The organism is Pseudomonas sp. LBUM1661, from assembly GCF_059695925.1.
The window spans coordinates 2,586,306-2,611,543 of the sequence record NZ_CP166794.1 but is presented as its reverse complement, the minus strand read 5'-3'; the positions used below and the strand labels follow the sequence as shown (position 1 = coordinate 2,611,543).

The following is a 25,238-nucleotide window of genomic DNA, read 5'->3' as shown; positions in this document are numbered from 1 at the left end:
CAGCCATATCCAGAAAACCGTATTTTTTGCAGTCTTTCACTGCGAGGGAAGACTGCGCTCAAAAAAAAAGGAAATAACAATAATGAAAATCCTTTCACGCAACAAAACACCGAGCCTTGCCACCCTCTTGAGGCCGATAGCAGTGGGCGTTGTGAGTTCTACTGCCTCAATCGGAGTGTCGGCGGCAGGCTTGATAGACGACACAACGGGCGCTCTCAATCTCCGTAACTTTTATCAAAACCGAAACTTTGTAGACCCGTCCTATCCTCAGGGAAAGGCCGAAGAATGGACTCAAAGTTTCATTTTAGATGTGCGCTCAGGCTACACCACTGGCGCGGTGGGCCTCGGGGTAGACCTACTGGGGCTCTACTCAATCAAGCTCGACGGTGGACGGGGGACAGCAGGAACTCAGCTTCTTCCTGTGCACGATAGCGGCAGGCCGGCAGACGATTTCGGTCGCCTGGGTGTCGCGGTGAAAGCCAGGTACTCCGCCACCGAACTGAAAATAGGTGAATGGGTGTCCCTGCTCCCTATCTTGCGCTCAGATGATGGGCGTTCAATACCGCAGACCTTTCGCGGTGCACAAGTTACATCACGGGAAGTGGAAAACCTCACGCTCTACACGGGCCAATTCCGGGGCAACAGCCCCCGCAATGACGCCAGCATGGATGACATGTTCATGGCTGGACGCCCGGGAGCGACCTCGGATCGATTCAACTTCGCCGGGGGCGAATACCAGTTTAATGATAAGGCCACCCAAGTGGGCCTTTGGTACGCTCAACTTGATGATATCTACCAACAGCAATACTTGAATGTGATCCATAGCCAAGGTGTTGGCTCATGGAAATTAGGAGCAAATCTGGGGCTCTTTCTTGGCGACGAAGACGGATCTGCAAAAGCAGGCCAGATGGATAACAAAACGGCTTCGCTGATGCTTTCAGCCAAAACAGGCGCTCATACTTTTTACCTGGGCTTACAGCGGGTGTATGGAGAGACGGGCTGGATGCGAGTAAACGGCACGGCCGGCTACCCGCTAGCAAACGATACCTATACTTCAAGTTATGACAGCGCCCGGGAACGTTCTTGGCAACTTCGTCACGACTTTGACTTCGCCGCGCTAGGTGTGCCCGGACTGACGATGATGAATCGATACCTCAGCGGTGACCATGTTCAAACCAACGACACTGACCATGGAAAGGAATGGGGGCGAGAGTCCGAGCTGGCCTACGTCATCCAAAGCGGCCCGTTGAAGGACATGTCGGTGCGTTGGCGCAATTCAACGCTGCGCCGAGATTTCAGCAGTTACGACATCGATGAAAACCGTCTCATCATCAATTATCCGATCAAGTTTCTTTAGCGACCAGGTGTTCAACTCACAGACCTGAATTTTAGAAGGTGTGACAACAATCGGCGTGGGGCCCCGGACACTCCCCAGGGCCCTGAGTCATGGAGGTCTCAAAGTTCCTTGAACCGGTGCATCCCCTTGTGGGAGCGGGCTTGCTCGCGAAGACGGCGGCACATCCAATATGGATGCAAGCTGACCTACCGCCTTCGCGAGCAAGCCCGCTTCCACATGTGCCGTGTGGCGCTCTCGGGTTCTGTGCCCGGCGCACAGCGCTAAATACCCGACATCATCAAACATTCCCCACCAATCGCTCCGACCACCTTCACGCCAGCCCAAAGCTCCCGGATGATCAGGTCGCGCCCCCACGCGTCAAGAACCTGTGAGAACCTGATAGCCGGGCTTTCGCCAAACCACGAGGCATTACGCCTCGTGGAACTCAGACTCATTGCAGGCAAACGAACGGCCCTCACATGATCAACGAGAACAAAGGCATACAGTCCGTCGAGCGCGCGATGATGATTCTTGAAACCATCGCAGCGGCAGGGGGCGAAATCCGGTTGGTGGACCTTGCGGCGCAATCCGGCTTGCACAAAAGCACCTTGCACGGCTTGCTCAATACGCTGGCTGCCCTGGGCTACATTGCCCGCCGCGGCACCCACTATGCATTGGGTTTGCGCCTGCGCGAAATCGCTCAACCGTTGAACGACGACGATGCGTTGCTGCGTGAAGCCTTTGCCCCTGCGCTACGCGCGCTAGCTGAACGCACTGGCGAAACCTGTTTTCTCGCGGCACCTTGCGGCACTCGCGAATACTTCTACATGGACGCCCTTGAAGGCACCGGCAGCCTGCGCGTTGCCAGTCCGCGTGGGCGCCGCGCGGGACTGACCACTTCGGCCATTGGCAAGATATTCCTGGCATTCGACGAAGACTTACGCCGCAGTTTGCGCAGAGCGCAATTGCTACCTGTGGAACTGGAGAGTGAACTGGCAAGCATCGTCACAGATGGCTATGCATTGGACCTAGAAGAAGCCGAGGCCGGGCTCAATTGCGTCGCCCTGCCCCTGCGCTTGCAAGGTCGCGTGGTGGCGGCGCTCGGTGTTGCCGCGCCCGCCTCACGCTTGTCCAAGACAGAGTTGTGCAAGTTGGCGAACCACGCCATGCGAGAAATGTTCGACATGCTCAAACTTTAGCCTCCAATGGCCTGGAGCATATTCCCTTGAAAAGCAATCGTCGGGATCATCGCCGTCCTGTCGTTTTATTCAATGGAGTCTCGAATGTTTGAGCAGTTGTCCCAGCAGGTCATTAACCGTGCACAAGCGCAGGCGCTTGATCAAGGCTTCGCCGTCTGCATCAGCGTGGTCGACGATGCCGGACTTCTGCGCCATTTCGTCCGCATGGACGACGCCGTGCCGGGCGCCATCGACGTTTCGCTGAAGAAAGCGCGCACGGCTGCGTTGTTTCGCACTGACAGCGCCGAACTGGGTATGGAGGCGCAACCGGGCGGAGCCATCTACTCGTTGGAGGCTACCAACGGCGGACTGATCAGCTTTGGCGGTGGCGTGGTGCTGCGAGATGAACACGGCAAGGTCATCGGCGCCGTTGGCGTTGCCGGGGCTACCGTCGAGGCGGATCAGGTGATTGCCCTGCAGGCAGCGGGCCGTCCATGAACCGGACCACGCAACGTATTCATCCGGGGGTGCTGGCGCTGGCGGTGACAGCCTTCGCTATCGGGATGGCCGAATTCATCGTCGTGGGCATTCTCCCGGCGATTGCCTCTGACCTCGACATACCCCTGGCGCGCGCGGGCAGCCTGGTCGGGCTGTACGCGCTGGCGCTGGCACTAGGCACGCCGCTGACCGTTCTGGCTCTGGCGCGCCTGCCGCGCAAACCGGTGCTACTGGCGTTGATTGCGCTGTTTCTGGGCGGGAATCTGCTGGCAGCGCTCTCCACCGATTACCCTTGGTTACTGGCAGGACGCATCATCACCGCGCTTGCTCATGGCAGCTTTTTTGCCATCGGTGCCACCGTCGCCGCCAGCCTGGCGCCGAAGGGACAGGCAAGCAAAGCCATCGCCGTGATGTTCGCCGGCCTGACGCTGGCGATGGTCATCGGTGTGCCGATTGGCAGCATCCTGGGTAACGCGATGGGGTGGAGGCTGCCGTTTTATGCGGTCGCGCTGCTGGCCGCCCTGGCCTTGATGGCCACCGCTCGGTGGTTGCCCAACGTGCCGACGCCGCCGTCGGGCAAAGCTGTCACTCAGTTGGCGGCACTCAGGCACCCGGCCATTTTGGCGATGATGGCCGTGACGGTGCTGGGTTTCGGTTCCAGTTTTGCAGCCTTCACTTTTATCACGCCGATCCTCACCGACATCAGCGGCTTTTCCACCGCGACCGCCAGTTTGCTGTTAGTCGTATTCGGCGTCGCGACCCTGGCAGGCAATCTCGTCGGGGGCCGACTCGCGGCCACGATGGGCTGGCAACCGGCGCTGCGAATGATCTTCATGCTACTGACACTCGTGCTGGCTGCCGTCGCGCTGCTGTTGCCCTATCAGCTGCCGATGGTGGTGATGCTGTTTTTCTGGGGGGCGCTGGCGTTCGGACTCTCTCCCGCCGCCCAGGCCGGCATGCTGACCACCGCCGAACGCTATACCCCGCACGCGGTGGCGTTCGCTTCGGCGCTGAACATTTCAGCCTTCAACCTGGGCATTGCCCTGGGAGAAACCAGCGGCAGTGCCTTGGTCGACCACGGGCAGATTGCTCTCACACCCTGGGCGGGTGTTGTGACGGTGATCCTTGCACAGTTGCCGCTGGTCTGGCTGGTGTCGCTCAACCGAAAAGACCCAGGCTTGCATCGCCCCCGCTCGACGGCCAGTTAAGGCAATTGGTGATTTGTAGATTTTCCCGCTGATCAGCCCCGCCAATCTGTGGCTGGTCGCGTCAATTTAAATTTGAATGCCCTTCTACCCCACAGGTGAAAACATGAGTGACGTCCACGTCCGGATTACTATTGAACGCCCCGTCGAATACGTCTGGTCACTTCTCGGTGGCTTTGATTGGCTGCCGCGCTGGCTTGATGTCATTGCCAGCAGTACCCTCAGTGACGGAGGACGCCTGCGCCATCTGAAAACGGCTGACGGTGCGATCATCGTCGAGCATTTAGAGGCACTCTACCGCACAGGGCTGGAGCGCCTTAAAGCTGTCGTCGAGTCCGTGGACTGACAACGGTGAGGGAAGGTCTGAGGAAAAACGCCACCAAGTGACGGTCGGTAAACGCACAAAGCAGAAAAAGCCGCATCGGCATGCTGATGCGCTCCAACGGACGAGTCAGCACGTCATATACGGGCAGGATGTGCAGGGTCATCGCCTCCGTCATCTTTATACGACAAAGCCCTGATTATTCAGGGCTTTTTCGTTTCTGGCTTTTGGCCAATGTCTCGCCGGACCATAGACGTTCCATCACAATTGTGGCCCGTTTCCCCCTCTTCTTCGACGGCCGCAGTGGATACCCGTCGCCTCTCGAATGGAAAGTAATCCGGCCCCCAAAGACGCATCCGATTGCCTCCCAGTCGGGTTGCCGGGTTGTCATCGATTGCCCCGGTACTAAAATTGATAGTGAGTGAAGGTGTCAGGAAGGCTCATCTTCGAGGCACAGCCATGCGCAAAACCGAAGAGTCGATCATTGCCGCCGCACGATTGCGTGCCGCCTACCGGGGAGAAAACGAGGCTGTTGCGGCGGCCACAGCCTTGGAAAATCTGGCGATTCTGAAAAAGTCATTATCGGAAGACAAGTACGAGGCGGCGCTCGAAAAGCTCTACCTCGAATACACAGCTTTCTGATAGGCCGGTGGTCGACGGCAACGGATCAGCCAACCAAGAACGCCACATAAATGAAAACCCGACGTTGAAGGCCGGGTTCATTCGCTGAAAGTGATCGTCAGGGTTCCGGATGCTCGCTCGACACCGAATTGTTGGCGTTCACATGGCCATTTCTTCGTCGACAGGTGCCTCGTCGTCGGGTGGCAACGGAACCTCAGGCTCTTTGCCCTTGGGATCATGGCCTGTTTCGTTATCAGTGCCGCCCGTTACGCCCTGCTGAGATTTGTTTCCAGGGGCATTCTCGTCAATGTCCATGCTGGTTCTCCGTTCTGATGCGCGGGATGTCCGTGCTTGTACATGAGAAATGACGATGCCTTGCAAGTGCCAGGCGGTGGACGAACGGCGCATGCCCAGGCATGCGCGCCGAAAGAACGCCCGGTCCTTACTCGCCGTAGATGTCGAAGTCGAAATACTTCTGGCGAATTTTGTCGTAGGTGCCGTTGGCGCGAATCGCTGCCAGTGCCTGATTGAAACGACCCGCCAGTGGATCGCTCTTGCGCACGGCAATGCCGATACCGGTGCCGAAGAATTGCTCTTCGGTAAAACTCGGGCCGACGAACTCGTAGTCACGCCCTTCCGGCCGCTTCAACAGGCTTTCATCGATCACCACCGAACTGGCCATGGTGGCGTCGATGCGCCCGCCTAGAAGGTCGAGGAACACTTCATTCTGCGAGCCGTAGCGAATCACTTCGGCACCCGCCGGGGCGAATTTTTCGGTGACATAGCGATCGAAGTTGGTCGCCCGTTGCACGCCGATTCGCTTGCCCTTGAGCTGAGCTGGAATGTCGCTGATGCCACTGCCCTTCTTGAACACCAGGCGCGCCGGAATGCGGTAATAGCGATTGCTGAAATCGACCGATTTCATCCGCTCCGGGGTCATGGACATCGATGAAATCACCGCATCGACTTTCTTCACCTTGAGTGCAGGTATCAACCCGTCGAACTCTTGTTCCTGCCACATGCACTGGACTTTCATCTCGGCGCACAGGGCCTGACCAATGTCGTAATCGAAACCCACAATCTGGTTGTCCGGGGTTTTCGACGCGAACGGCGGGTAGGCCGCTTCGATGCCCAGGCGCAGAGGTTGCTCCGCCGCCTGCACGCCGACACCCAAGGCCAAAAGTGAGACGAGCCCTACTTTCAAGACAATGTTTTTTACGTTCATTCATAGCTCCAGATGCGATGTTGTTTATGTCGGGCGCTCCGCAATCGAAGTCATCCGTTATGGCAGCGGCAATGTGAACTCACAGGAGTGGCGGCTCTGTCGGCCGTCTGCTCCTCGCTGCGCAAGACTCGAGCGAGCGCAGCGGTGACAACAGGATCGGTCAGACGGCGGCGGTGACGATCAACTCCAGCAGAATCTGCGGATCATCGAACATCACTTGAGCCGTCGCCCGGGCAGGCGTCTGCCCGGCATCGACCCAGGCGCTCCAGGTGTCATTCATGCCGGCGAAATCGGCGCCCATGTCTTTCATCCAGATCTGCACACTGAGCAGTCGGCTCTTGTCACTGCCAGACGCCTCCAACAATTCATCAACCCGTTGCAGCACCTGGCGCGTCTGACCCCGGATGTCCTGGCTGCAATCGGCGGCGACAATGCCGCTGAGCCAGGCCACGCCGTTATGCACGACGCTGCGACTCAGGCGTGGGTTGCTTTCGATGCGTTGAATACGGCTCATAAATGCTCCTGGGTGAGAGGTGTCTCAGTGGACAATTGGGCAAGGGTGATGGGTTTCAGCGGCGACCGGATGCGGTAGTAACCGACCTCTGCGGCAGGTACCTGGCGATGTTCGGCAATGATTTCAGTGACACTCAACCCACACAGACGGCCCTGACAAGGCCCCATGCCGCAGCGACTGAACGCCTTGGTCTGATTGGGTCCCAGGCAGCCCAGTTCGACATGCTGGCGAATTTCACCGGCGCTGACGTCTTCGCAACGACAGACGATGACGTCGTCGGCGGGGATGCGGTTTTGCTGTTGCGGGCGGTACAACGCATCGATCAGTGACCGCGCCGCACGCTGGCGACGCAGCGATTTTCGATAAACGGCGGCGAGTGGCCGCAACGGTTGCGCATCGACTTTTCCCGACCTGGCGGCAATCGCCAACCCGGCCAGGCGACCTTCCAGCAACGCCACCTGAGCACCGCCGATAGCACCACCGTCACCCGCGACAAATATCCCCGGCAGACTGGTTTCACCCCAGCTGTCGCGACGGACAATCCAGCACAGTTGCTGTTCGCTCCAGTCGTGTTCGAGTCGCAACGACCAACTGATCTGCGTATTGGGCACGACGCCTTGGTGCAACAGAATCAGGGAGGCGGGAAGTGTCCGGCGACGACCGTTACTGTCGAAACTCAAGGCGCTAGCGTGTGTCGAGCCTTCGATCCGCAGATCCCGGGCATCACGAAAATGCCTGACCCCGGCGCGTTTCAATTCGACCAGTAAACGCACACCCTTGAGTAAGTCACGCCAGCCACGCCATGCGCCTGGGAGTTTGCGCCAGGCCCGCAGCAGATCGCCCCGCCCGCTTGTGTCCACCAGCGCGTTGATCGCAATGCCGGCACGCAGGTATTGCACCGCGAGCAGGTACAACAACGGGCCACAGCCGGCCAGCACCACAGGCCCTTGCGGCACCAGCGCGGCGCTTTTCAGGAGGATCTGCCCTGCCCCGGCCGTCATGACACCGGGCAGGGTCCAGCCGGGAACAGGCATCGGTCGTTCGAACGCACCGGTGGCAATCAAGACATGCCGCCCTTGCAAGACTTCGGCACGGCCATCGATCAGGTAATGCACGTGGCGCTGCGGTGTCACCTGCCAGATCGCCGCGTTGGCCAGGTAACGGGCTCCGCACTGCTGGAATTGTGTCGCGAGCGCCGCACCCGCTTCATAGTCGTCGCCCAGCACGCGGCGGCTGCGCGCATCGGCCTGCTGGATGTTGCGATAGATTTGCCCGCCGGGGCTGGCCTGTTCGTCCAGCACCACCACCGAAAGCCCATGTCGTCTGGCCTCAAGCGTCGCGCTCATGCCCGCCGGGCCGGCGCCGATCACAATCAGGTCGACTGTTCGATCATTCATCAGCGCTGTCCTCGCCTGGGTCAACGGCCAGGAAGTCGCGAGCGCCGCGTTGCCTGAGTACACGCATGCCCGCTCGGACCGGCAGCAGGCACGCCTGGCAATTGGCTTGCCCGTCGACCTCGACCAGGCATTCGAAGCACACGCCCATCATGCAATAGGGTGCGCCGGGCCGGCCGCTGACGGCGCTTTCGCGGGTGTGCGTGACGCCGCTGACCAGCAACGCAGCGGCCAGGGACACGCCCGCTGGCACCGACAATGCCGCGCCTTCGAATTCAATCTGCACGGTGTTTTGCGCAGGCCCCAGCGCCCGGAACAAGTGGTCAGCCGGCATGACGCACCTCCTGCTCGGGACTGAAACGCTGCAGGCTGAAAGGCTTCACAGCCCAATCGTCGAACTCACTGCCAATCCATGGCGCCAGACGCAAGGCGTGGATCGCCGCCAGCGTCACGCCGCTGTGGCAACTGACCACAAAAGCGCCCGGGCAGCCCTGCGACGCTTCATAAATGGGAAAACCATCGGCGCTCAGCACCCGCAACGCACCCCAGGCCCGAACCAGCCGTACCTGCCCCAACAGCGGAAAACACTGCACGGCGCGTCGGGCGATGGTGGCCATCACTTCACCGCTGGTGCCATCGTCATAACCCAGCGACTCATGAGAATCGCCCAACTGGACCGTACCTTCGTCGGTCTGCCGCACGTAGGTGGTGGGGTAATGCAGGAAAGGTTTGAGTCGCTCGGTGATCAGGATCTGCCCACGATTGGGACGCACCGGCACGTTCATGCCCAACTGCGCGCCGAGCTCGGCATTACCGAGTCCGGCCGCCAGCACGATTTGATCGGCGAACCAGCGCTGATCGCCGGCCTGCAACTCGAAGCCCGAGGAGCGCTGACCAATGGCACTGACCCGGTGACCGTTGATGATGTTGACCCCACGCATCCGGCAGGCGGCGTACAGGGCACGCAATAATTTCAACGGATTGACATGACCGTCCATGGGCGAGTAACAGCCGCCGACGACCGTCGGCCCGACGCCCGGCAAGCGGGCGCGCAGTTGTCCCGGATCCAGCAGCTCGAACGGATAATCACCGTCCATGGCTTCGTGCAGCCAATGCAGACGGCGACTTTCTTCAGCCATCTCTTCGTCACTCAGGCACAACTGGAATCCGCCCGCCTGGCGCAAATGGAGGTTGATGCCGGTGTCGGCCTGCAAGTACGCGGCGAACCGAGGCCACAGCGCCACCGATTCGCGGGTCCATTGCGCATAGGGACTCATCCCGTAGCCCTTGCCCTGAACCCACAACAAACCGAAGTTGCCGCGCGCCGCCCGAAAGGCATTGTCACCCTCATCCAGGACGCTGACCCGGCGACCCAGCATGGCCATCCCGTAGGCAATCGACAGGCCGACCAAACCACCACCAACGATCACTACATCAGTTTTTTGCATAAGTCAGGCGATCGCTCTTTCAATGCTGAAGAGTCAGCTACAGCGCAGACTCTGCAACCGATAATCTTGATAACGAAGAGCCTAGACAGCTGCCATCGCGTTGAAAAATGCTTTATTTTGGCAAGCCCATGTCTTTTTGTTATGGATTTTTCGAAGGGATACCGCCATGAACCTCCGTCAGCTGGAAGCTTTTCGCGCCGTGATTCTTGGCCAGACAGTGACCCGTGCCGCCGAGATGCTGCACATCTCGCAACCGGCTGCGACGCGGCTGATTGCCAGCCTTGAGGAGGACATCGGTTTCAACTTGTTCGACCGGATCAAAGGCCGACTGCAACCCACCCCCGAGGCCCTGACGCTGTATCAGGAAGTGCAACGTTCACTGGTGGGTGTCGAGCGCATTGCCCGAACGGCACAAGACATCCGCAGCCTGAAACGCGGCTCGTTGCACATTGCCTGCGCGCCGGCCATGGGGTTGTCGTTTCTACCGCGAGCCATCGCTGCGTTCATGGCCGAACATGATCAAGTGCAGATTTCGCTGGTGGTGCATTCATCGCGCGAAGTCGTGGACCTGGTGGTCGGCCAGCGCTGCGACCTGGGCATCATCGTCCTGCCCAACACCTACCCCAGCCCGCGCGCGGAAAAACTCCTGGCCACACGGATGCTGTGCGCACTGCCGGCGAACCATCGCCTGCAAGAAAAGACCACGATCCGTCCGGAAGACTTGCGGGGCGAGGCGTTTATTTCCTATCCACACTCCATCGGTTCGCGGCAACACATCGACGCGATATTTGCCGCTCATGGGGTGGAGCGTGAATTGCGCCTGGAGACCCAGTTGTCGCTGCCGATGTGCGCGTTCGTCGAACAAGGGCTGGGGATAGCGCTGGTCGATGCCATCAGCGCGGTCGAGTACCGAAGCGATGGCATCGTGTTCAGAGCGTTCGAACCGGCCATCGAAATGGACTTCAGCATGCTGCTGCCGGTGCAAGGACCGGCATCGAAACTGCAAACCCGCTTTCTCGAACACATGCAGCACTTCATCGCGCGGGAGGTTCCGGCGGAGTATCGGTTCTAGAGACCGCATTTCACCGATGAAGCGCATGGCGCTCGGATATTTACCAACAGGTAACGCTTAAAAATACCGTTAGGGGATTTACCTTTTGGTAACAGGAAGGGATGATTTGCCGATGGAAATTTCAGATATTCGCCGCGAAAACTTGCGGTCGCTCATGAAGCAGCACTTCGAGGGAAAGCAGGCGCGCCTGGCTGATGCCCTCGGTAAAAGCGCAAATTACATTTCTCGCTGCCTTTCGACCTCGATGCCCGCATCGAGCCGGAAAAACATCGGCGAGGACTTCGCTCGGGAAATCGAGCAGGCCCTCGGCCTGGACCGTTATCGGCTCGACACGGCGGGAATGGCTGCGGACGTCGCCGGCTCAACCCTCAACCCGTCCTTTCGACTGTCCGCTATCGAGACCTGGGATGACAACACCCCGCTCGATGACGATGAGGTCTACGTGCCTTTTCTCCAGGAAGTGGAGTTGGCAGCGGGCTCCGGCCGATTTGCGATCACCGAAAGCAGCAGTTCGCGGCTGCGTTTCTTCAAGAAAGACCTGCGCCACAACAACGTGCAGTTCAACAACGCGAAATGCGTGGCGGTGAGCGGCAACAGCATGCTGCCCGTCCTGCGCGACGGCGCCACGGTGGGTGTGAACGTCGGCAAGAACTCGCTGGGCGACATCATCGACGGCGACATGTACGCGATCAATCACAATGGCCAGCTCCGCGTGAAGCAGCTCTATCGCCTGCCCAGCGGTATTCGGCTGCGTAGCTTCAATCGTGACGAACACCCGGACGAGGACTACACCTTCGCCCACCTTCAAGAGCAGCAACTATCGATCATCGGGCACGTGTTCTGGTGGGCGATGTACTCGCGCTGATCTGGAACGAGGGTTAATGGCATGGCGCACTCACTGCAATACCAGATAACCGAATCGGTTCGTGTCGTCGAGATCGAGGTTGGCAAGCTGCTCGATTTGGCGGGGATGCTGAAAGATTCAGGAAATGATGTCTTGGCGACGGCGGTCTCGAACCAGGCGAATAAGCTGCTTGAGGCGGCGGTTGCGCTGAGAATTGCCATGGCAGGCTGAAACACACTGCCGCTCGTCAGGCGCCCAGCACGCTCGCTCTCCCCTGCCTTCCAATGCTGTACATCCCTTGCGCGGAAGGCTCAAAAATGAACATCCCTATCGCAGTGCTAACACTTGCCGGGCTTCTGTCGACCTGTTCGATTGGCGCGCTGGCTGCCGAGAAAACGACTTCAGGAGAGGCCGTTCCGCCCGCGGCGCTTCCTGGGCTCAACCAGGCGCAGGGATCTGAATCCAACGAGGACAAGGCCAGTAAAAAAGGCGAGGAAGCGTCTGGCTCAAACTCCGGCGCCGATTCGCAAACACTGGAGAAAGACGCGGGTTCTTCGAACACCTCGACGACGGAAGACGGAAAAAAACAGGGCGGCTCCGGCACCGGTAGCTAGGTGTCATTTTAGTTTTTGCTACCCGGCCCCACCCATGCACTCCGACGTGTTGGCAAGCGCAACGCCGGCCTGCTGGACGAGCTTGCGCCACTCGTCACTGCTGATCAGGTCGGCGCGCTCCATATCGTCGGCCGCCCTCAATAGCCGGAAGTACCTGTCCTCGGCGTCGATGTTGGTTTCGGGCAGCGTAAAAAGCTTCCGCCAGGCGGTCATAGCCAACCTTCTTTGCGCTTCTCTCATCGAACCCCCTAATTGTCGTCCAGTCGGTAGAGGCCAAGCCGTTGAAAGCGTTCAGCGCAATGACAGGCTGCGCCGACCAATGGTGGCAGTACGCCACAAAACAACAGTATGGACCCTTCAAGCTGATCCATCTGCATTTGATGCGTGCCTTGAGCGAGATGCTGTTTACTGAAGAAAAGCTTGGCGGATGGGCGCCCCCCCCTGCGCGACGACCCATAGCGGCCACAACCCAAATAACGGATATACACACCAAATCAAGCCTTCACTAAAGCCTGGAACGGGCCTTTTTATGCATAAATGCAACTTTAATTACCAGCAGGTATTGCGCAATAAGTTACCTGAAGGTTATGTTAATTCCATCGCCCGAGAGACCCACCAGTCGCGCCTCACCGGAAATCATCGCTTCTGCCCATTCATCGAGTGGGCAGTGGGATGTAGGCCTGCATCAAACGAAGGGCTCAATCGAGCAACGGCAACATCAATGGAATGAGGCACACACCATGACTGTAGACATCACTAACTTCACCATCGCCACCCCGCTTCCAATCTCCGACACCAACCCGATTGCACTTGAACTCATCGGTTGGCGGGCACTGGTCGAATGTCCCGACATCGTATCGATGCAGCCTGACGGATCGCTGCAGATGACGGCGCCCACCCTCGGAGCGTCGAGCAAGAGTACGAAACGCACCCGTTGCGAATGGAAGGAGCCGGGGTATTGGCTGTTCTCCAGCGCCGCAAACCACTGGAACCGCCAGGAAATGCGGCTGACCAAAGTCAACTCGTTGCAGAAGGTGGTGATCGCCCAGATTCATGTGAAGGGTTCAGAACGACCTCCGGTCAAGGTGTTCTGGAACAAAGGCAAAATCACCATGGGGTTCCGGTCGAGTTACCTGCAGGACGACCCGGTCAACTCGACGGTGCTGGAAAACGTGCCGCTCGGCGCGCTGTTCAAAATCAACATTCACGCCAATTCGAGCGGTGCCGTATCCGTATCGGCGAGCTGTAACGGCGCTCAATCCACGTCCGCAATCATGCGGCTCGACAACACCTGGGACACCAAGACCCTCGCCTTCCACGGCGGCGTGTACAACCAGATTGATTACTCCGAAACCACTGAGCCGCAAGACAGCTCAGTCTGCTTCATCAGCGATCTGTCCATCACTCACGGTTGATATAGCCAGGATCAAGGCAGAAAACGAAGGGGATCAATGAGCCCAATGCAAGTGCGCGAGCAGTTGGCCAAAGTCGCAATTACCAGTCCCTGTATCGGCAATCAGGCTCATTGATCGTTGCCCAGCTCAATGTTGGGCGATTTCCATTCAACGAATGGGGATGCATTGGCGTACTGAACGCAGCCATGCACTTATTTTTTAACAAAGTAGGCCCTGCAAGTCTAATAACCTTTTGCCTCGGCTATATAGGCTTGGGAAATACCTTTTTTCTAATCCCGGGCGAGAGGTTTTATAGGCGCTCGGGCATCCAATGGACCGGCTTCGGCGCCGGTTCGCAGGTTGAGAAAGGCGTGCCATGCCTCAACGGCATCATGATGGCGGAGCGTAGCGTCATCCCAAAGAGGCCCTGAGACCTCTTTAGCGGACACCAGCATCATCATTTTGGTGGTCGCCGCGTCCAGCTCTATCAGAAGCTTGTGCGATGTAGTTCTGAACTCTTCGAACGACGTCATTGCATTTGCCTCGGGGCGGATTTCACCGCTATCGAGAAACATCTGTCCCTCGGGTAGTGGAGTTCGGCCAGCATCAGTAATTCCAAATGGCCGACCACCGGCAAATGCATTCACCACCTGCGCCAAAATCTGCCCTCTACGCACAAACCAAAACGCCGCTCAAATGAGCGGCGCTTTTGCGTTTGGAGCGAGCAATGAGGCTCATAAATGCGAGCCTCAGGCGTTTCAGCTCCAGGGACGATCTCCATTCTCGTCCTTGATACGGGTCGGCAGGCCCATCACGTCCAGCGCCTTGAGGAACGGCTCGGCCGGCAACTCCTCGACGTTGACCATGCGTTGCACGTCCCACTCGCCTCGGGCGACCAACAGGGCTGCCGCTACGGGTGGCACGCCTGCGGTGTAGGAAATGCCCTGGCTGTCGGTTTCTGCGTAGGCTTCTTCGTGGTCGGCCACGTTGTAGATGAAGACTTCGCGCGGCTGGCCATCCTTGGTGCCCTTGACCAGGTCGCCGATGCAGGTCTTGCCGGTGTAGCCAGGTGCCAGCGAGCCTGGGTCAGGCAGCACGGCCTTGACCACTTTCAGCGGCACGACTTCCAGGCCTTCGGCAGTCTTGACCGGTTGCTCGGAGAGCAGGCCGAGGTTCTTGAGTACGGTGAACACATTGATGTAGTGCTCGCCGAAGCTCATCCAGAACCGCACGTTGGGCACGCCGAGGTTCTTCGACAGGGAGTGCACTTCATCGTGGCCGGTCAGGTACAGGTTCTGCGAACCGACAACCGGCAGGTCGTCGGTGCGTTTGACTTCGAACATGGTGTTGCTGGTCCACTGGCTGTTCTGCCAGCTCCACACCTGTCCGGTGAACTCGCGGAAATTGATTTCCGGGTCGAAATTGGTGGCGAAATACTTGCCATGGGAACCGGCATTGACGTCGAGAATGTCGATCGAATCAATGCTGTCGAAATACTCTTGCTTCGCCAGTGCTGCATAGGCATTGACCACGCCGGGGTCGAAGCCCACGCCGAGAATGGCGGTGATGTTCTTCTGCTGGCATTCCTCGAGGTGATTCCACTCGTAGTTGCCGTACCAGGGCGGCGTCTCGCAGATTTTGCCCGGCTCTTCGTGAATAGCAGTGTCCAGGTAGGCCGCGCCGGTATCGATGCAGGCACGCAGCACCGACATGTTGAGGAAGGCAGAGCCGACGTTGATGACGATCTGCGATTCGGTTTCGCGGATCAGGGCTTTGGTCGCCTCGACGTCCAGAGCATTCAGCGAGAAGGCTTTGATCTCAGCGGGCTGCTTGAGGCTACCCTTGGCCTTGACGCTGTCGATGATGGCCTGGCATTTGGAGATGTTGCGCGACGCGATAGCAATACGACCGAGTTCGTCGTTGTGCTGCGCGCACTTGTGGGCCACCACCTTGGCGACACCTCCTGCACCAATGATAAGTACGTTCTTCTTCAATTTTTCTCTCTCTCCTTCTTAGCCAGCTTACGAAAGGCTGGTCATGTAGTCGTTGTAACCGAACTCGCGAACCACCTCGACACTACCATCGAGTTGTTTCACTACGATGGACGGCATTTTCAAGCCATTGAACCAATTCTTCTTGACCATGGTGTAACCCGCCGCGTCGACGAACGACAGCCGGTCGCCGATGGCCAGTGGACGGTTGAATTGATACTCACCGAAAATGTCACCGGCCAGGCAGGATTTGCCGCAGACCATGTAGGTGTGTTCGCCCTCGCTGGGCGCCAGCTTGGCGTTCAGGCGATAGATCAGCAGATCGAGCATGTGCGCTTCGATGGAGCTGTCGACGACGGCCAGGTGCTTGCCGTTGTAGAGGGTGTCGAGCACGGTAACTTCCAGCGACGCGCTTTGGGTGATGGCCGCTTCGCCCGGCTCCAGGTAGACCTGCACGCCGTACTTCTGCGAGAAAGCCTTGAGCCGCGCGCAAAAAGCGTCGAGCGCGTAGCCGTCACCGGTGAAGTGAATGCCGCCGCCGAGGCTGACCCACTCGACCTTGTGCAGCAGATGACCGAAACGCTCTTCGATGGTGCACAGCATCTGGTCAAACAGACCGAAGTCGTCGTTCTCGCAGTTGTTGTGGAACATGAAGCCAGAGATCTGCTCGATGACCTGCTCGATCTTCTCCGGGTCCCACTCGCCCAGACGGCTGAACGGCCGCGCCGGGTCGGCCAGCAGGTAATCGGAGCTGCTGACCTGCGGATTGACTCGCAGACCCCGCACCTTGCCTGCTGAAGCGTCGGTGTAGCGCTGCAACTGGCCGATGGAGTTGAAGATGATCTTGTCGCAGTTGGCGAGCATCTCTTCGATTTCATCGTCGGCCCAGGCCACGCTGTAGGCGTGAGTTTCGCCCGCGAACTTCTGTCGACCGAGCTTGAGCTCATAGAGCGACGACGACGTGGTGCCGTCCATGTATTGCTGCATCAGGTCGAACACCGACCAGGTGGCGAAGCACTTGAGTGCCAGCAGGGCCTTGGCCCCGGACTGTTCGCGCACATAGGCAATCTTTTTCAGATTGACCAGCAGCTTCTGTTTATCGATGAGGTAGTACGGCGTTTTGATCATTTCGAGGCGCCTCCGGCAAGGCCAGCCAAAAAAGGATGCGCATTGTGCCTTCACTTGCTCCATATCGAAAGAGCAGAACGCACAGTTTGCCGAGTCTACGCCTTGCGTTGCTGCCAGGTTGAGCGCGACGCGCCTGATGGCGTGGATGCCAAGGCTTCGCGGGGGCAGAAAGCAGAATGCTTTCAGCAGGAAGGATTACACCACTATAAATAGAAACCGGGTGCCCACCCTGACCAGTTGCTGGCCATTCAGAATCCATCTGAAACACACCTGGCCGGGCAAGCGATACTGACTTTACCCAGCGCCGCGCCAAGTGTCCTGAACACAAGGCTGAACAAAACTAACATTGAGCCCGACAGGCCTGTCACCGGACGGACACGAAAGTGTTTTATTGTTCAGTAAGTGCCCCGAATCACCATTCGTCGCCTACGAAAACCTGGCGCCCAATACCCGCGTATGTCTGGCTTAAGGATTGCACGGGACGCTCCTGCCAGCCCCGGAACGACGTAATTCTGACGCGGCGGCACTCAATTAACGCTTAAGGACTCCAGCGATACGCTTGGTCAGTCACCGGGGAGATGTAACGTGTCAACGCTCAATGAAATCGCAGCGAATCACGCGAGAATGGTTATGGCAAAGGCAGAAGAGTCGGCCGAACTGAAGGAGCGCCACCTGCACGTTGTAGGCAGCCTGGAAGTCCCCTCCATTGATGCGCAACACATGCCACTGCACCTCATCGCCGGCGCGCAGGACAACCACCTCGGTCAGGCCGTTGGCTACTTGATCTGATCGCGTTTATTTGAGTGTCCACCCATCGCCCTCAAGGCAACGGTCGGAGTCGTCGGAGTTGATTCGCACACAGGGCGTCAACTCTGGCGTTTATTGAAGGGGTGATTGGCGAAGTGTCGTTGCGTATAGGCGCCGCTACATCATCCACTTCAGCAGAAGATGAGAGGCAATCCACGGTGATGCCTGGGCCACGCCCCATCCAAGAAGGCAGCAGACGGACAGGTAAGCCGCCAGAAATTTGATCATCCTGCGCCTCCCCATCACCTTCTCCCGGCCTTGGGCACGTTTTCAGAAAATTGAACACTTCGCGCAGAACTGCGCGTAGTGCTTGGACGTATTTGGCTCCCCACAGTTCAATGGCCAGCAGCGCCAGGCGTTCCAGCCGTCCAAACAGCCGCCTGATGATCTACGCTGAACATTCAAGGTGAGGATCTGGCCATGTGCGGGAGACTTTCACAGTACCGAGGCATTCACGACTTCGTGGCAGTGCTGAGCATTCCCGACGCGCTGATCAATCACGTCGGTGACCAGCCATTCGAGCGCTACAACGCGGCGCCGACGACGCAGCTCGCCCTCTTCCACCAGGAAGGCAACGTGCTGCACGCCGACAATGTGCGCTGGGGATGGCGGCCGCACTGGGCCAAGGACCGAGCCGCGCCCATCAATGCCAGGGTCGAGAAAGTCGCCCACGGCCCATTCTTCAAAGCGATCTGGCCGAACCGGGCGATCGTCGCAATCGACAACTGGTTTGAATGGGTCGATGAAGGCGGACCGAAAAAACAGCCCTACTTGATCCGCAGACGCGACCGGGCGCCGATCCTGTGTGCCGCGATTGGCCAATACCCCACCGCCGGGCATGAGCCGGGCGAGCATGACGGCTTCGTCATCATCACCGCCGACAGTGCGGGCGGCATGGTGGACATCCATGACCGTCGTCCGGTGGCGCTCTCCTCGGAACTAGGCCGCGAATGGCTGGATCCGGCGACACCCGAGCAACGCGCCGAACAGCTGGTGCTGTTCCAGGGTGAGCCGAGCGAAGCGTTCGAGTGGTTCAAGGTCGACCGGGCGGTGGGCAATGTGCGCAACCAGGGGGCCGAGCTGATTGAGCCGATCAGTGAAATCAGGGTTGCGGGTGGAGGTTTCGTGAACAACGGATAATCAGCGTCGGCGATGACAGCGATTCCGTCATGAACAAGGGCCACTCTGATCCAGCAGGTTATGCGCGATGAGATGAAGCACGAGGTGACGCCATGCTCCTGAAAGCCATTTTCCTCTACTGGCCAATACTGTCGATCATGATCGTCGTCGTTCTGTGTCGGCTCGTTCACAACGCCGAACTCGCCAACCGGGCAGGTGAAAACACAGCGGTGATCCAGGATGTTTTTTCTGCCTGAAATACGATCACGCAAACAGCGAAGATCCTGTGGGAGCGGGCTTGCTCGCGATGAGGCCTTCACATCCAACATCGATGTTGGCTGATACACCGTTTTCGCGGGCAAGCCCGCTCCCACAGGGACGGGGGGTGACACATAAATATCGGACATCCTTCCAATCAGGCAGGCCATTTCGACACCGTGGCTGGCGATCCTAAAGACCTGACGCAATCAATGACCAGCGGGCTGGTCATCGTGTCGATCTGCGTGTTTGTCTCGGCGATGATTATCGTGCTGTTCGTGCCGGCCAAAATGGTCAACCGCTAAGCTTGATCTTCACTGGGCAGGTTTGGCGGGTGTGACGCGCCAAACCTTGTTCCCGACATCATCGGCCACCAGCAACGCGCCGCGCTGATCCAGCGTTACCCCCACCGGGCGGCCTTGTGCTTCGCCGTCGGCATTGAGGAAACCGGTGAGGAAATCCACCGGCAACCCTGAAGGCTTTCCATCGTTGAATGGAATGAACACCACCTTGTAGCCCGCCTGCGGGTTACGGTTCCAGGAGCCATGCTCACCGACGAACACGCCATTGGCGAAGTTGGCCGGCATGCCGCGGGCATCAGAGAACGTCAGGCCCAACGGTGCAACGTGGGTGCCCAGTGCGTAGTCCGGCGCGATGGCTTTGGCGACCATGTCCGGGCGCGGCGGCTCAACACGGGTGTCGACGTGGGAGCCGTAATAGCTCCACGGCCAGCCGTAGAACGCACCATCCTTCACCGACGTCAGGTAATCCGGTACGAGGTCGCTGCCAATTTCATCGCGTTCGTTGACCACGGTCCACAACTGCGTCGAACCCGGTTTCCAGGCCAGGCCGTTGGGGTTGCGCAAGCCGCTGGCAAACAGGCGCTTGTTGCCGCTTTTGACGTCGACCTCCCAAATCGCCGCACGCCCCTCTTCCGCCTCCAGGCCGTTTTCGCCGACGTTGCTGTTGGAACCCACCGTGACGTACAGCTTGCTCCCTTCCTGGTTGGCGATAACGTTCTTGGTCCAGTGATGATTGATGCCGGCGGGCAGATCGGTGACTTTCACCGGCGTCGCACTGATCTCGGTTTGCCCCTCGACGTAAGGCACTTTGACCACGGCGTCGGCATTGCCGATAAACAGCTCATTGCCCACCAATGCCATGCCAAACGGCGAAGCCAGGCCGGTCATGAAGACCTTCTGCACTTCAGCGCGGCCGTCACCGTCAACGTCGCGCAACAAGGTAATGCGATTGGCGCTGGGTGCGTCCGCGCCGACTCGGCCCATCACAAAACCCATGGCAGTACGTTTTGCCCAGGCTATCGGTCCGGTGCCGCCGTCGGTCGCGCCTTCCGGCATCGGCGGGTGGTTGCTCTCGGCAACGAGTACATCGCCATTGGGCAGCGTGTACACCCAACGCGGGTGGTCGAGATTCTCGGCCAGGGCGGTCACCGTGAAACCGGCGGGTGCCTTGGGCATGTCGCTGCCCGACCAGCCGACGGCCTTGGACACTTTCAACGTGGGGATCAGCGATGTCGTGGGTTCAGGCAACTGAGGGCTGGGGCCGACGCTGGCCTGAGGCGGCAGTTTGGAGGACTCACCACACGCCGTGAGCAACGCGGCAGTCGTCAGCAAGAGCGCAAGTCGGTTGGATACAGTCATTGTTTAACCTCGCGATGGCCATCCGTGGGCCAGTTATTGGGCAGGCAAAATCACTGCGAAGTATCGCGGCGTCGATTCCGTTCAAACACCGCGTCTGGCACAAATCAAATTTGCCTGAATCGCACGAATGCGCGCATGCAAAGCCGGGCACTATCCCCAACGACCGTGTTGACCGGCCCTGAGTTCAAAGCGGGTTGAGCAAGGCCTCGCGTAACAGCCTGGCTGCGGGCGAGTCCGGCACGCCTTTGCGCGACACCAGTTCGTAGGGTTCGCTGCGCGAGGTGATGGGCAGCGGCAGCGTGGTGGTGAAGCCGTAGCCGGAGCAGAACTTCGCCACGTCGGTCGACACCAGCGCGACGAGGGTCGGGTTTTCCTGGAGCAATGACAGGGTGGCGAAGGCCGACGTGGTTTCCAGCAGGTGTACCGGAAAACGCAGGTCAGCCTCATGAAATTCCCGCTCCAACAGCAGACGCATAGGCATGTTGGCGCGATAGACGACCCAGCGGTAATCCACCAGGTCCTTCAGTGACAACTGTCTGGCATAGGCGAACGGATGTTGAGTGCTGGCGATCACCGCCAGGGTTTCCTCGACGAAGGTCGAGCTTTCATACAGGTAAGGCGTGGTGCTGATGGTGGTCCGGCAGATCGCCAGGTCCAGGCGCCCGGCGTCGAGCTGGCTTAGCAGCGCGGCACTGGTGTCTTCGACGATCTCGATGGACAGCTTCGGGTGGTCGGCAATGACCCGGCTGATGGCGGTGGTCAACAGCGGCACCGCACCCATGATGGTGCCGACCGACACGCGCCCGCCCTCGCCGCTCATGATGCCGATGATCTCTTCGCGCAGGTGCGCAAGGTCGGTCTGGATCAGCCTGGCGTAGCGGATGACCGAGCGTCCGGCATCGTTTGGCTCAAGCCCGCGGTTAGTACGGGTGAACAGCGAGGTGCCGAAGGTGGTTTCAATTTCTTGCAGGGCTTTACTGGCGCCCGGCTGGGTCAGCGCCACCTGTTTGGCCGCGCCCAGCAAGGAGCCGTGCTCATCCAGGGCTATCAGCAAACGCAGTTGCTTGATGTGCAGGCGGGACATGATCGAATTGAGTGAGGGCGTCATCAGGGTTAACTAAAAGTTATAGAGGTATCGAAAGTTGTCAGTATCGAGGCTCGCCACGACGGCCCTATAGTCCACCCCACAACCAGGCAATGCAACGGGTTTGACCAGAGCGCGACGGCCCTCCTGCCGCAGACCGATTGCAACAATAACAATCCTGTATAACTTGTGGTGAATCATGTCCATCATCAATTACGTCACCAAAATCCAGTTCGGCTACGACAGCCTGCAGCATCTGGCTGCCGAGGCCGAGCGTGCGGGCATTACCCGGCCACTGATCGTCACCGACGTCGGCGTGCGCAATGCCGGCATCGTCGACAAAGTCATCGCCGCCCTGGGTGGCAGCCGCGCACCGTCCATTTTCGACGCCACCCCGTCCAACCCCAATGAACACGCCGTCCGTGAAGCCGTCGCGCAATACCGCAGCGGCGAGTGCGACGGCATCATCGCCGTCGGCGGTGGTTCTTCGATCGATTTGGCCAAAGGCGTGGCGGTCTGCGCCACCCATGACGGCCCGCTGCAAAGCTTTGCCGTGATCGAAGGCGGACTGGACCGCATCACGTCTGCCACCGCGCCGCTGATTGCGATTCCGACCACGGCCGGCACCGGCAGCGAAGTCGGTCGCGGCGCCATCCTGATCCTCGACGATGGTCGCAAGGTGGGCGTTATCTCACCCTATGTGGTGCCTCGCGTGGCCATCTGCGACCCGGAACTGACCCTGGGTCTGCCACCGATGCTCACCGCTGCCACCGGCATGGACGCGATCGCGCATTGCATCGAAACGTTCATGGCCCCGGCCTTCAACCCCGCCGCCGATGGCATTGCCCTCGACGGCCTGTGGCGCGCCTGGGAACACATCGAGCGTGCGACCGCCGAACCCGGTGATCGCGAAGCCCGAATGAACATGATGAGCGCGTCAATGCAGGGCGCGCTGGCCTTCCAGAAAGGACTCGGCTGTGTGCACAGCTTGTCCCACGCCCTGGGCGGGATTAATCCGAAACTGCACCACGGCACGCTGAACGCCATCTTCCTGCCGGCGGTCGTCGACTTTAACGCCAACGCCCCCACCGTCAGAGACGAACGCAAGCTAGAGCGCCTGCGTCACGCCATGGGCCTTGAGGCCGGCGCGAACATCGGCACGGCCATCGAGGACATGACCCGCCGCCTGGGCCTGCCGACCCGCCTGCGTGACATCGGTGTCGATGAGAGCCTGTTTGCCGGCATCGTCGAAGGCGCGCTGCACGATCACAGCCACAAGACCAACCCCCGCGAAGCCTCGTCCGCGGACTACCTGTCGATGCTTGAACAGTCGTTGTAAACAGCCGCTATCCAACAACAATAAATCAGGAGGCAGCCGCGGCGTCGAACGTGATTCGACGCCAGCGGAACAATCATGAAGCCCACCGTCCTTATCGAACGGCAAGAATCCATTGCCATCGTCACCCTCAGTCACCCAGGGAAAATGAACGCCCTGACCCTGTCCATGTGGCAGGACCTGAGGGATGTCATGACTGAACTGTCCGCCGACGCCAGCGTGCGCTGCGTGGTGTTGCGCGGTGCCGGCGAACAAGCCTTTGCCGCCGGCGCCGATGTCAGTGAGTTCCCGAGCGTGCGCGCCAACCAGGCGCAAGCCCGCGTGTATGCCGAGGTCACGTCAGCCGCCATGCGAGCGGTGGTGGAATGCCCGCACCCGGTCATCGCCATGATCCACGGCGTGTGCGTCGGCGGTGGCCTGGAAATCGCCGCACTGTGCGACTTGCGCATCTGCGGCACCTCCAGCCGCTTCGGTGCGCCGGTCGGCAAACTCGGTCTGGTCATGTCCTATGACGAAATGGTCGGTCTGGTGGCATTGGCCGGACGCTCGACGACCCTGGAGATTCTCCTCGAAGGTCGCATCCTCGACGCCCAGGACGCCTACGTGAAAAACCTCGTGACCCGCGTCGTAGCCGATGCCGACGTCGAATCGGAAACCCTCGCCACCGCCCAGCGCATCGTCAACGGCGCGCCCCTCGTCGCCCGCTGGCATCGCCAGGCTGCCCTTCAACTGGAAGCCGGCGTTGCGCCCACCGCCCGGCAGATCGACGCCAGTTATTCCTGCTACGACACCGAAGATTTTCAGATCGGCCTGAACGCTTTCATCGCGAAAGCCAAACCACAATTCAAGGGGAAATAACATGGGACCGCTGACAGGAATGCGCGTGGTAGAACTGGCTCACATCATGTCCGGCCCGGTGTGCGGAATGATGTTGGCTGACATGGGCGCCGACGTGGTGAAGGTCGAGAAAGTCCCGGACGGTGATGATTCGCGCCGCTTCTCGCCGATCATGGCCAGCGGCGAATCCGCCTCGTTCATGGTGGTCAACCGCAACAAGCGCGGCATCGGCCTGAACCTGAAAACCGAGGGCGGGCGCGACGTGTTGCGCCGCCTGTTGATGGACGCCGACGTGGTCACGGAAAACTACCGTGCCGGCACCATGGAAAAATTTGGCCTGGGTTATGACACCCTGAAAACCCTTAACCCAGGGCTGATTTACTGCGCGATCTCCGGTTACGGGCGCAGCGGGCCGTTCGGCGAGAAAGGCGGCTTCGACCTGATTGCCCAAGGCATGAGCGGCATGATGAGCATGACCGGTGAAGCCGGACGTGAGCCGGTCAAGGCCGGCTCGCCCGTGGCAGATATCAACTCCGGCATCCTCGCCGCCCTTGGTATCTGCGCCGCGTACGCCGCCAAGCAGAAAACCGGCCTGGGGCAGATGGTCGACACGTCGTTGTTCGAAGCCGGCCTGCAACAGATGTACTGGCCTGCGGCGGCGTACTTCGCCGATGGCACCATCCTGCCGAAAATGGGTTCGGCCAACTCCACCAGCGCACCGTATCAGGTGTTCCGCACGGCGGACGGCTGGATCAACATCGGCGCCGCCAACCAGGCCAACTACGAGCGACTGGTCGAGGCCCTGGCTCTGCCGCAACTGAAAGCCGATCCACGTTTCGCCAGCAACGCGCTGCGCATGGAGCATCGCCTGGCCTTGGTGGACATCCTCAACGAAGTGCTGGTCGCGCGCACCACCGATGAGTGGATGGTGTTGTTCGACGGTCTCGGCCTGCCTGCCGGACCGGTCCTCGACATCGCTGCGGCGCTGGCCCACCCACAAACCAAAGCCCGAGGCATGGTGGTTGAAACCGAACACCCGACCGAAGGCCGGGTGCGCGGCATGGGCCTGCCGATTCATTTTTCCGACATGGACAACGCGGCGCCGCCGACCAGCCGACACGCCCCGCTGCTCGGCGAACACACCCGCGAAGTGCTGAAAGAAAGCGGCTACGCGGAGGATGAAATCGACGAACTGATTCGAACCCAGGCCGTGGTGGCACTGGCGTAACGCAAAACCCCTGTGGGAGTGAGCCTGCTCGCGATGAGGTCGTGTCAGGCGACATAAGTATCGACTGATACGCCGCCATCGCGAGCAGGCTCACTCCCACAAAGAGCAGCGTTCACTTAACTGA

29 protein-coding genes and 1 pseudogene are annotated in these 25,238 nt (G+C 59.5%); 18 read left to right on the top strand and 12 right to left on the bottom strand.

What is annotated here, in order from left to right:
* Positions 1-82: 82 nt before the first annotated feature.
* The 6 genes from ACA057_RS12130 to ACA057_RS12105 all read left to right on the top strand — a co-directional run bounded on the left by ACA057_RS12130 (position 83) and on the right by ACA057_RS12105 (position 5,181).
* Complete coding sequence (locus tag ACA057_RS12130) at positions 83-1,357, top strand: OprD family porin (protein ID WP_497348597.1); 1,275 nt, start codon at positions 83-85, stop codon at positions 1,355-1,357.
* A 458-nt stretch (positions 1,358-1,815) separates the two neighbouring features.
* Positions 1,816-2,535, top strand: a complete 720-nt coding sequence (locus tag ACA057_RS12125; protein WP_497348595.1) for an IclR family transcriptional regulator — start codon at positions 1,816-1,818, stop codon at positions 2,533-2,535.
* An 84-nt stretch (positions 2,536-2,619) separates the two neighbouring features.
* Positions 2,620-3,012 carry a GlcG/HbpS family heme-binding protein gene (locus tag ACA057_RS12120; RefSeq protein WP_497348593.1) on the top strand — a complete coding sequence of 131 codons (393 nt, stop codon included), beginning with the start codon at positions 2,620-2,622 and terminating at the stop codon, positions 3,010-3,012.
* Entirely contained in the window at positions 3,009-4,220 is a 1,212-nt protein-coding gene (locus ACA057_RS12115; protein WP_497348591.1) for an MFS transporter, read from the top strand. The genes ACA057_RS12120 and ACA057_RS12115 overlap by 4 nt, the downstream gene beginning before the upstream one ends.
* Positions 4,221-4,323: 103 nt before the next feature.
* Positions 4,324-4,563, top strand: coding sequence for an SRPBCC family protein (locus tag ACA057_RS12110; protein ID WP_497348589.1), 240 nt, complete (start codon positions 4,324-4,326; stop codon positions 4,561-4,563).
* Between the two features lie 435 nt (positions 4,564-4,998).
* Positions 4,999-5,181, top strand: coding sequence for a hypothetical protein (locus ACA057_RS12105; protein WP_497348587.1), 183 nt, complete (start codon positions 4,999-5,001; stop codon positions 5,179-5,181).
* A 97-nt stretch (positions 5,182-5,278) separates the two neighbouring features.
* On the opposite strand, the pseudogene ACA057_RS12100 reads toward ACA057_RS12105, so the two are convergent.
* From ACA057_RS12100 to ACA057_RS12075, 6 genes and pseudogenes are all read right to left on the bottom strand, one after another.
* A pseudogene (locus ACA057_RS12100) lies at positions 5,279-5,475 on the bottom strand (hypothetical protein).
* A gap of 127 nt (positions 5,476-5,602) precedes the next feature.
* Positions 5,603-6,385 (bottom strand): ABC transporter substrate-binding protein, encoded by a 783-nt coding sequence (locus tag ACA057_RS12095; RefSeq protein WP_497348585.1) that lies wholly within the window; start codon positions 6,383-6,385, stop codon positions 5,603-5,605.
* Positions 6,386-6,545: 160 nt separating this feature from the next.
* Positions 6,546-6,899, bottom strand: a complete 354-nt coding sequence (locus tag ACA057_RS12090; RefSeq protein WP_497348583.1) for a RidA family protein — start codon at positions 6,897-6,899, stop codon at positions 6,546-6,548.
* On the bottom strand, positions 6,896-8,296 hold the full coding sequence (locus tag ACA057_RS12085) for an FAD-dependent oxidoreductase (protein WP_497348581.1): 1,401 nt from the start codon (positions 8,294-8,296) through the stop codon (positions 6,896-6,898). Before ACA057_RS12085 ends, ACA057_RS12090 begins: the two co-directional genes overlap by 4 nt.
* Positions 8,289-8,627, bottom strand: a complete 339-nt coding sequence (locus tag ACA057_RS12080; protein WP_497348579.1) for a (2Fe-2S)-binding protein — start codon at positions 8,625-8,627, stop codon at positions 8,289-8,291. Before ACA057_RS12080 ends, ACA057_RS12085 begins: the two co-directional genes overlap by 8 nt.
* The gene (locus ACA057_RS12075) at positions 8,617-9,741 is read right to left on the bottom strand and encodes an NAD(P)/FAD-dependent oxidoreductase (RefSeq protein ID WP_497348577.1); all 1,125 of its coding nucleotides are present in this window, start codon (positions 9,739-9,741) and stop codon (positions 8,617-8,619) included. Before ACA057_RS12075 ends, ACA057_RS12080 begins: the two co-directional genes overlap by 11 nt.
* Positions 9,742-9,907: 166 nt before the next feature.
* Here ACA057_RS12075 and ACA057_RS12070 point away from each other — a divergent pair, with 166 nt between their 5' ends.
* The 4 genes from ACA057_RS12070 (at position 9,908) to ACA057_RS12055 (ending at position 12,271) form a co-directional block, all read left to right on the top strand.
* Entirely contained in the window at positions 9,908-10,813 is a 906-nt protein-coding gene (locus ACA057_RS12070) for a LysR substrate-binding domain-containing protein (protein ID WP_497348575.1), read from the top strand.
* A gap of 154 nt (positions 10,814-10,967) precedes the next feature.
* Entirely contained in the window at positions 10,968-11,678 is a 711-nt protein-coding gene (locus ACA057_RS12065) for a S24 family peptidase (RefSeq protein ID WP_497349878.1), read from the top strand.
* A gap of 21 nt (positions 11,679-11,699) precedes the next feature.
* Positions 11,700-11,888, top strand: coding sequence for a hypothetical protein (locus ACA057_RS12060; RefSeq protein ID WP_497348573.1), 189 nt, complete (start codon positions 11,700-11,702; stop codon positions 11,886-11,888).
* Between the two features lie 86 nt (positions 11,889-11,974).
* On the top strand, positions 11,975-12,271 hold the full coding sequence (locus ACA057_RS12055) for a hypothetical protein (RefSeq protein WP_497348571.1): 297 nt from the start codon (positions 11,975-11,977) through the stop codon (positions 12,269-12,271).
* Positions 12,272-12,289: 18 nt separating this feature from the next.
* Here the strand turns inward: ACA057_RS12055 and ACA057_RS12050 are convergent, their stop codons facing one another.
* Positions 12,290-12,484, bottom strand: a complete 195-nt coding sequence (locus tag ACA057_RS12050; RefSeq protein ID WP_497348569.1) for a hypothetical protein — start codon at positions 12,482-12,484, stop codon at positions 12,290-12,292.
* 527 nt (positions 12,485-13,011) lie between these two features.
* Here ACA057_RS12050 and ACA057_RS12045 point away from each other — a divergent pair.
* Entirely contained in the window at positions 13,012-13,686 is a 675-nt protein-coding gene (locus tag ACA057_RS12045; RefSeq protein WP_497348567.1) for a polysaccharide lyase family 7 protein, read from the top strand.
* Between the two features lie 269 nt (positions 13,687-13,955).
* Here the strand turns inward: ACA057_RS12045 and ACA057_RS12040 are convergent, their stop codons facing one another.
* The 3 genes from ACA057_RS12040 to nspC all read right to left on the bottom strand — a co-directional run bounded on the left by ACA057_RS12040 (position 13,956) and on the right by nspC (position 16,784).
* Complete coding sequence (locus ACA057_RS12040; protein ID WP_497348565.1) at positions 13,956-14,240, bottom strand: hypothetical protein; 285 nt, start codon at positions 14,238-14,240, stop codon at positions 13,956-13,958.
* 183 nt (positions 14,241-14,423) lie between these two features.
* Positions 14,424-15,659, bottom strand: a complete 1,236-nt coding sequence (locus tag ACA057_RS12035) for a saccharopine dehydrogenase family protein (RefSeq protein WP_059406002.1) — start codon at positions 15,657-15,659, stop codon at positions 14,424-14,426.
* A 27-nt stretch (positions 15,660-15,686) separates the two neighbouring features.
* Positions 15,687-16,784 (bottom strand): carboxynorspermidine decarboxylase, encoded by a 1,098-nt coding sequence (gene nspC / locus ACA057_RS12030; RefSeq protein WP_497348563.1) that lies wholly within the window; start codon positions 16,782-16,784, stop codon positions 15,687-15,689.
* Positions 16,785-17,369: 585 nt separating this feature from the next.
* Between nspC and ACA057_RS12025 the strand changes: the two genes are divergently transcribed.
* The 4 genes from ACA057_RS12025 to ACA057_RS12010 all read left to right on the top strand — a co-directional run bounded on the left by ACA057_RS12025 (position 17,370) and on the right by ACA057_RS12010 (position 19,273).
* Entirely contained in the window at positions 17,370-17,573 is a 204-nt protein-coding gene (locus ACA057_RS12025) for a hypothetical protein (RefSeq protein ID WP_497348561.1), read from the top strand.
* A gap of 438 nt (positions 17,574-18,011) precedes the next feature.
* Entirely contained in the window at positions 18,012-18,731 is a 720-nt protein-coding gene (locus tag ACA057_RS12020; RefSeq protein WP_497348559.1) for an SOS response-associated peptidase family protein, read from the top strand.
* A gap of 92 nt (positions 18,732-18,823) precedes the next feature.
* Positions 18,824-18,967, top strand: a complete 144-nt coding sequence (locus ACA057_RS12015; RefSeq protein ID WP_497348557.1) for a hypothetical protein — start codon at positions 18,824-18,826, stop codon at positions 18,965-18,967.
* Positions 18,968-19,147: 180 nt separating this feature from the next.
* Positions 19,148-19,273 carry a hypothetical protein gene (locus ACA057_RS12010; protein ID WP_497348555.1) on the top strand — a complete coding sequence of 42 codons (126 nt, stop codon included), beginning with the start codon at positions 19,148-19,150 and terminating at the stop codon, positions 19,271-19,273.
* A gap of 9 nt (positions 19,274-19,282) precedes the next feature.
* On the opposite strand, the gene ACA057_RS12005 is transcribed toward ACA057_RS12010, so the two are convergent.
* Positions 19,283-20,629, bottom strand: coding sequence for a PQQ-dependent sugar dehydrogenase (locus ACA057_RS12005; protein WP_497348554.1), 1,347 nt, complete (start codon positions 20,627-20,629; stop codon positions 19,283-19,285).
* A gap of 184 nt (positions 20,630-20,813) precedes the next feature.
* Positions 20,814-21,737 carry a LysR family transcriptional regulator gene (locus ACA057_RS12000; protein WP_059406013.1) on the bottom strand — a complete coding sequence of 308 codons (924 nt, stop codon included), beginning with the start codon at positions 21,735-21,737 and terminating at the stop codon, positions 20,814-20,816.
* A gap of 175 nt (positions 21,738-21,912) precedes the next feature.
* On the opposite strand from ACA057_RS12000, the gene gbd reads away from it, so the two are divergent.
* The 3 genes from gbd (at position 21,913) to ACA057_RS11985 (ending at position 25,114) form a co-directional block, all read left to right on the top strand.
* Positions 21,913-23,052 (top strand): 4-hydroxybutyrate dehydrogenase, encoded by a 1,140-nt coding sequence (gene gbd / locus ACA057_RS11995; RefSeq protein WP_497348551.1) that lies wholly within the window; start codon positions 21,913-21,915, stop codon positions 23,050-23,052.
* A 75-nt stretch (positions 23,053-23,127) separates the two neighbouring features.
* Positions 23,128-23,907 carry an enoyl-CoA hydratase-related protein gene (locus ACA057_RS11990; protein ID WP_497348549.1) on the top strand — a complete coding sequence of 260 codons (780 nt, stop codon included), beginning with the start codon at positions 23,128-23,130 and terminating at the stop codon, positions 23,905-23,907.
* Position 23,908: 1 nt separating this feature from the next.
* Entirely contained in the window at positions 23,909-25,114 is a 1,206-nt protein-coding gene (locus ACA057_RS11985; RefSeq protein ID WP_497348547.1) for a CaiB/BaiF CoA transferase family protein, read from the top strand.
* Positions 25,115-25,238: the final 124 nt, after the last annotated feature.

Excerpts from the sequence above, each read along its gene's own strand:
- ACA057_RS12130 (WP_497348597.1), top strand. The coding sequence starts at position 83 with ATGAAAATCCTTTCACGCAACAAAACACCGAGCCTTGCCACCCTCTTG.
- ACA057_RS12125 (WP_497348595.1), top strand. The coding sequence starts at position 1,816 with ATGATCAACGAGAACAAAGGCATACAGTCCGTCGAGCGCGCGATGATG.
- ACA057_RS12120 (WP_497348593.1), top strand. The coding sequence starts at position 2,620 with ATGTTTGAGCAGTTGTCCCAGCAGGTCATTAACCGTGCACAAGCGCAG.
- ACA057_RS12115 (WP_497348591.1), top strand. The coding sequence starts at position 3,009 with ATGAACCGGACCACGCAACGTATTCATCCGGGGGTGCTGGCGCTGGCG.
- ACA057_RS12110 (WP_497348589.1), top strand. The coding sequence starts at position 4,324 with ATGAGTGACGTCCACGTCCGGATTACTATTGAACGCCCCGTCGAATAC.
- ACA057_RS12105 (WP_497348587.1), top strand. The coding sequence starts at position 4,999 with ATGCGCAAAACCGAAGAGTCGATCATTGCCGCCGCACGATTGCGTGCC.
- ACA057_RS12095 (WP_497348585.1), bottom strand. The coding sequence starts at position 6,385 with ATGAACGTAAAAAACATTGTCTTGAAAGTAGGGCTCGTCTCACTTTTG.
- ACA057_RS12090 (WP_497348583.1), bottom strand. The coding sequence starts at position 6,899 with ATGAGCCGTATTCAACGCATCGAAAGCAACCCACGCCTGAGTCGCAGC.
- ACA057_RS12085 (WP_497348581.1), bottom strand. The coding sequence starts at position 8,296 with ATGAATGATCGAACAGTCGACCTGATTGTGATCGGCGCCGGCCCGGCG.
- ACA057_RS12080 (WP_497348579.1), bottom strand. The coding sequence starts at position 8,627 with ATGCCGGCTGACCACTTGTTCCGGGCGCTGGGGCCTGCGCAAAACACC.
- ACA057_RS12075 (WP_497348577.1), bottom strand. The coding sequence starts at position 9,741 with ATGCAAAAAACTGATGTAGTGATCGTTGGTGGTGGTTTGGTCGGCCTG.
- ACA057_RS12070 (WP_497348575.1), top strand. The coding sequence starts at position 9,908 with ATGAACCTCCGTCAGCTGGAAGCTTTTCGCGCCGTGATTCTTGGCCAG.
- ACA057_RS12065 (WP_497349878.1), top strand. The coding sequence starts at position 10,968 with ATGAAGCAGCACTTCGAGGGAAAGCAGGCGCGCCTGGCTGATGCCCTC.
- ACA057_RS12060 (WP_497348573.1), top strand. The coding sequence starts at position 11,700 with ATGGCGCACTCACTGCAATACCAGATAACCGAATCGGTTCGTGTCGTC.
- ACA057_RS12055 (WP_497348571.1), top strand. The coding sequence starts at position 11,975 with ATGAACATCCCTATCGCAGTGCTAACACTTGCCGGGCTTCTGTCGACC.
- ACA057_RS12050 (WP_497348569.1), bottom strand. The coding sequence starts at position 12,484 with ATGACCGCCTGGCGGAAGCTTTTTACGCTGCCCGAAACCAACATCGAC.
- ACA057_RS12045 (WP_497348567.1), top strand. The coding sequence starts at position 13,012 with ATGACTGTAGACATCACTAACTTCACCATCGCCACCCCGCTTCCAATC.
- ACA057_RS12040 (WP_497348565.1), bottom strand. The coding sequence starts at position 14,240 with ATGTTTCTCGATAGCGGTGAAATCCGCCCCGAGGCAAATGCAATGACG.
- nspC (WP_497348563.1), bottom strand. The coding sequence starts at position 16,784 with ATGATCAAAACGCCGTACTACCTCATCGATAAACAGAAGCTGCTGGTC.
- ACA057_RS12020 (WP_497348559.1), top strand. The coding sequence starts at position 18,012 with ATGTGCGGGAGACTTTCACAGTACCGAGGCATTCACGACTTCGTGGCA.
- ACA057_RS12015 (WP_497348557.1), top strand. The coding sequence starts at position 18,824 with ATGCTCCTGAAAGCCATTTTCCTCTACTGGCCAATACTGTCGATCATG.
- ACA057_RS12005 (WP_497348554.1), bottom strand. The coding sequence starts at position 20,629 with ATGACTGTATCCAACCGACTTGCGCTCTTGCTGACGACTGCCGCGTTG.
- ACA057_RS12000 (WP_059406013.1), bottom strand. The coding sequence starts at position 21,737 with ATGACGCCCTCACTCAATTCGATCATGTCCCGCCTGCACATCAAGCAA.
- gbd (WP_497348551.1), top strand. The coding sequence starts at position 21,913 with ATGTCCATCATCAATTACGTCACCAAAATCCAGTTCGGCTACGACAGC.
- ACA057_RS11990 (WP_497348549.1), top strand. The coding sequence starts at position 23,128 with ATGAAGCCCACCGTCCTTATCGAACGGCAAGAATCCATTGCCATCGTC.
- ACA057_RS11985 (WP_497348547.1), top strand. The coding sequence starts at position 23,909 with ATGGGACCGCTGACAGGAATGCGCGTGGTAGAACTGGCTCACATCATG.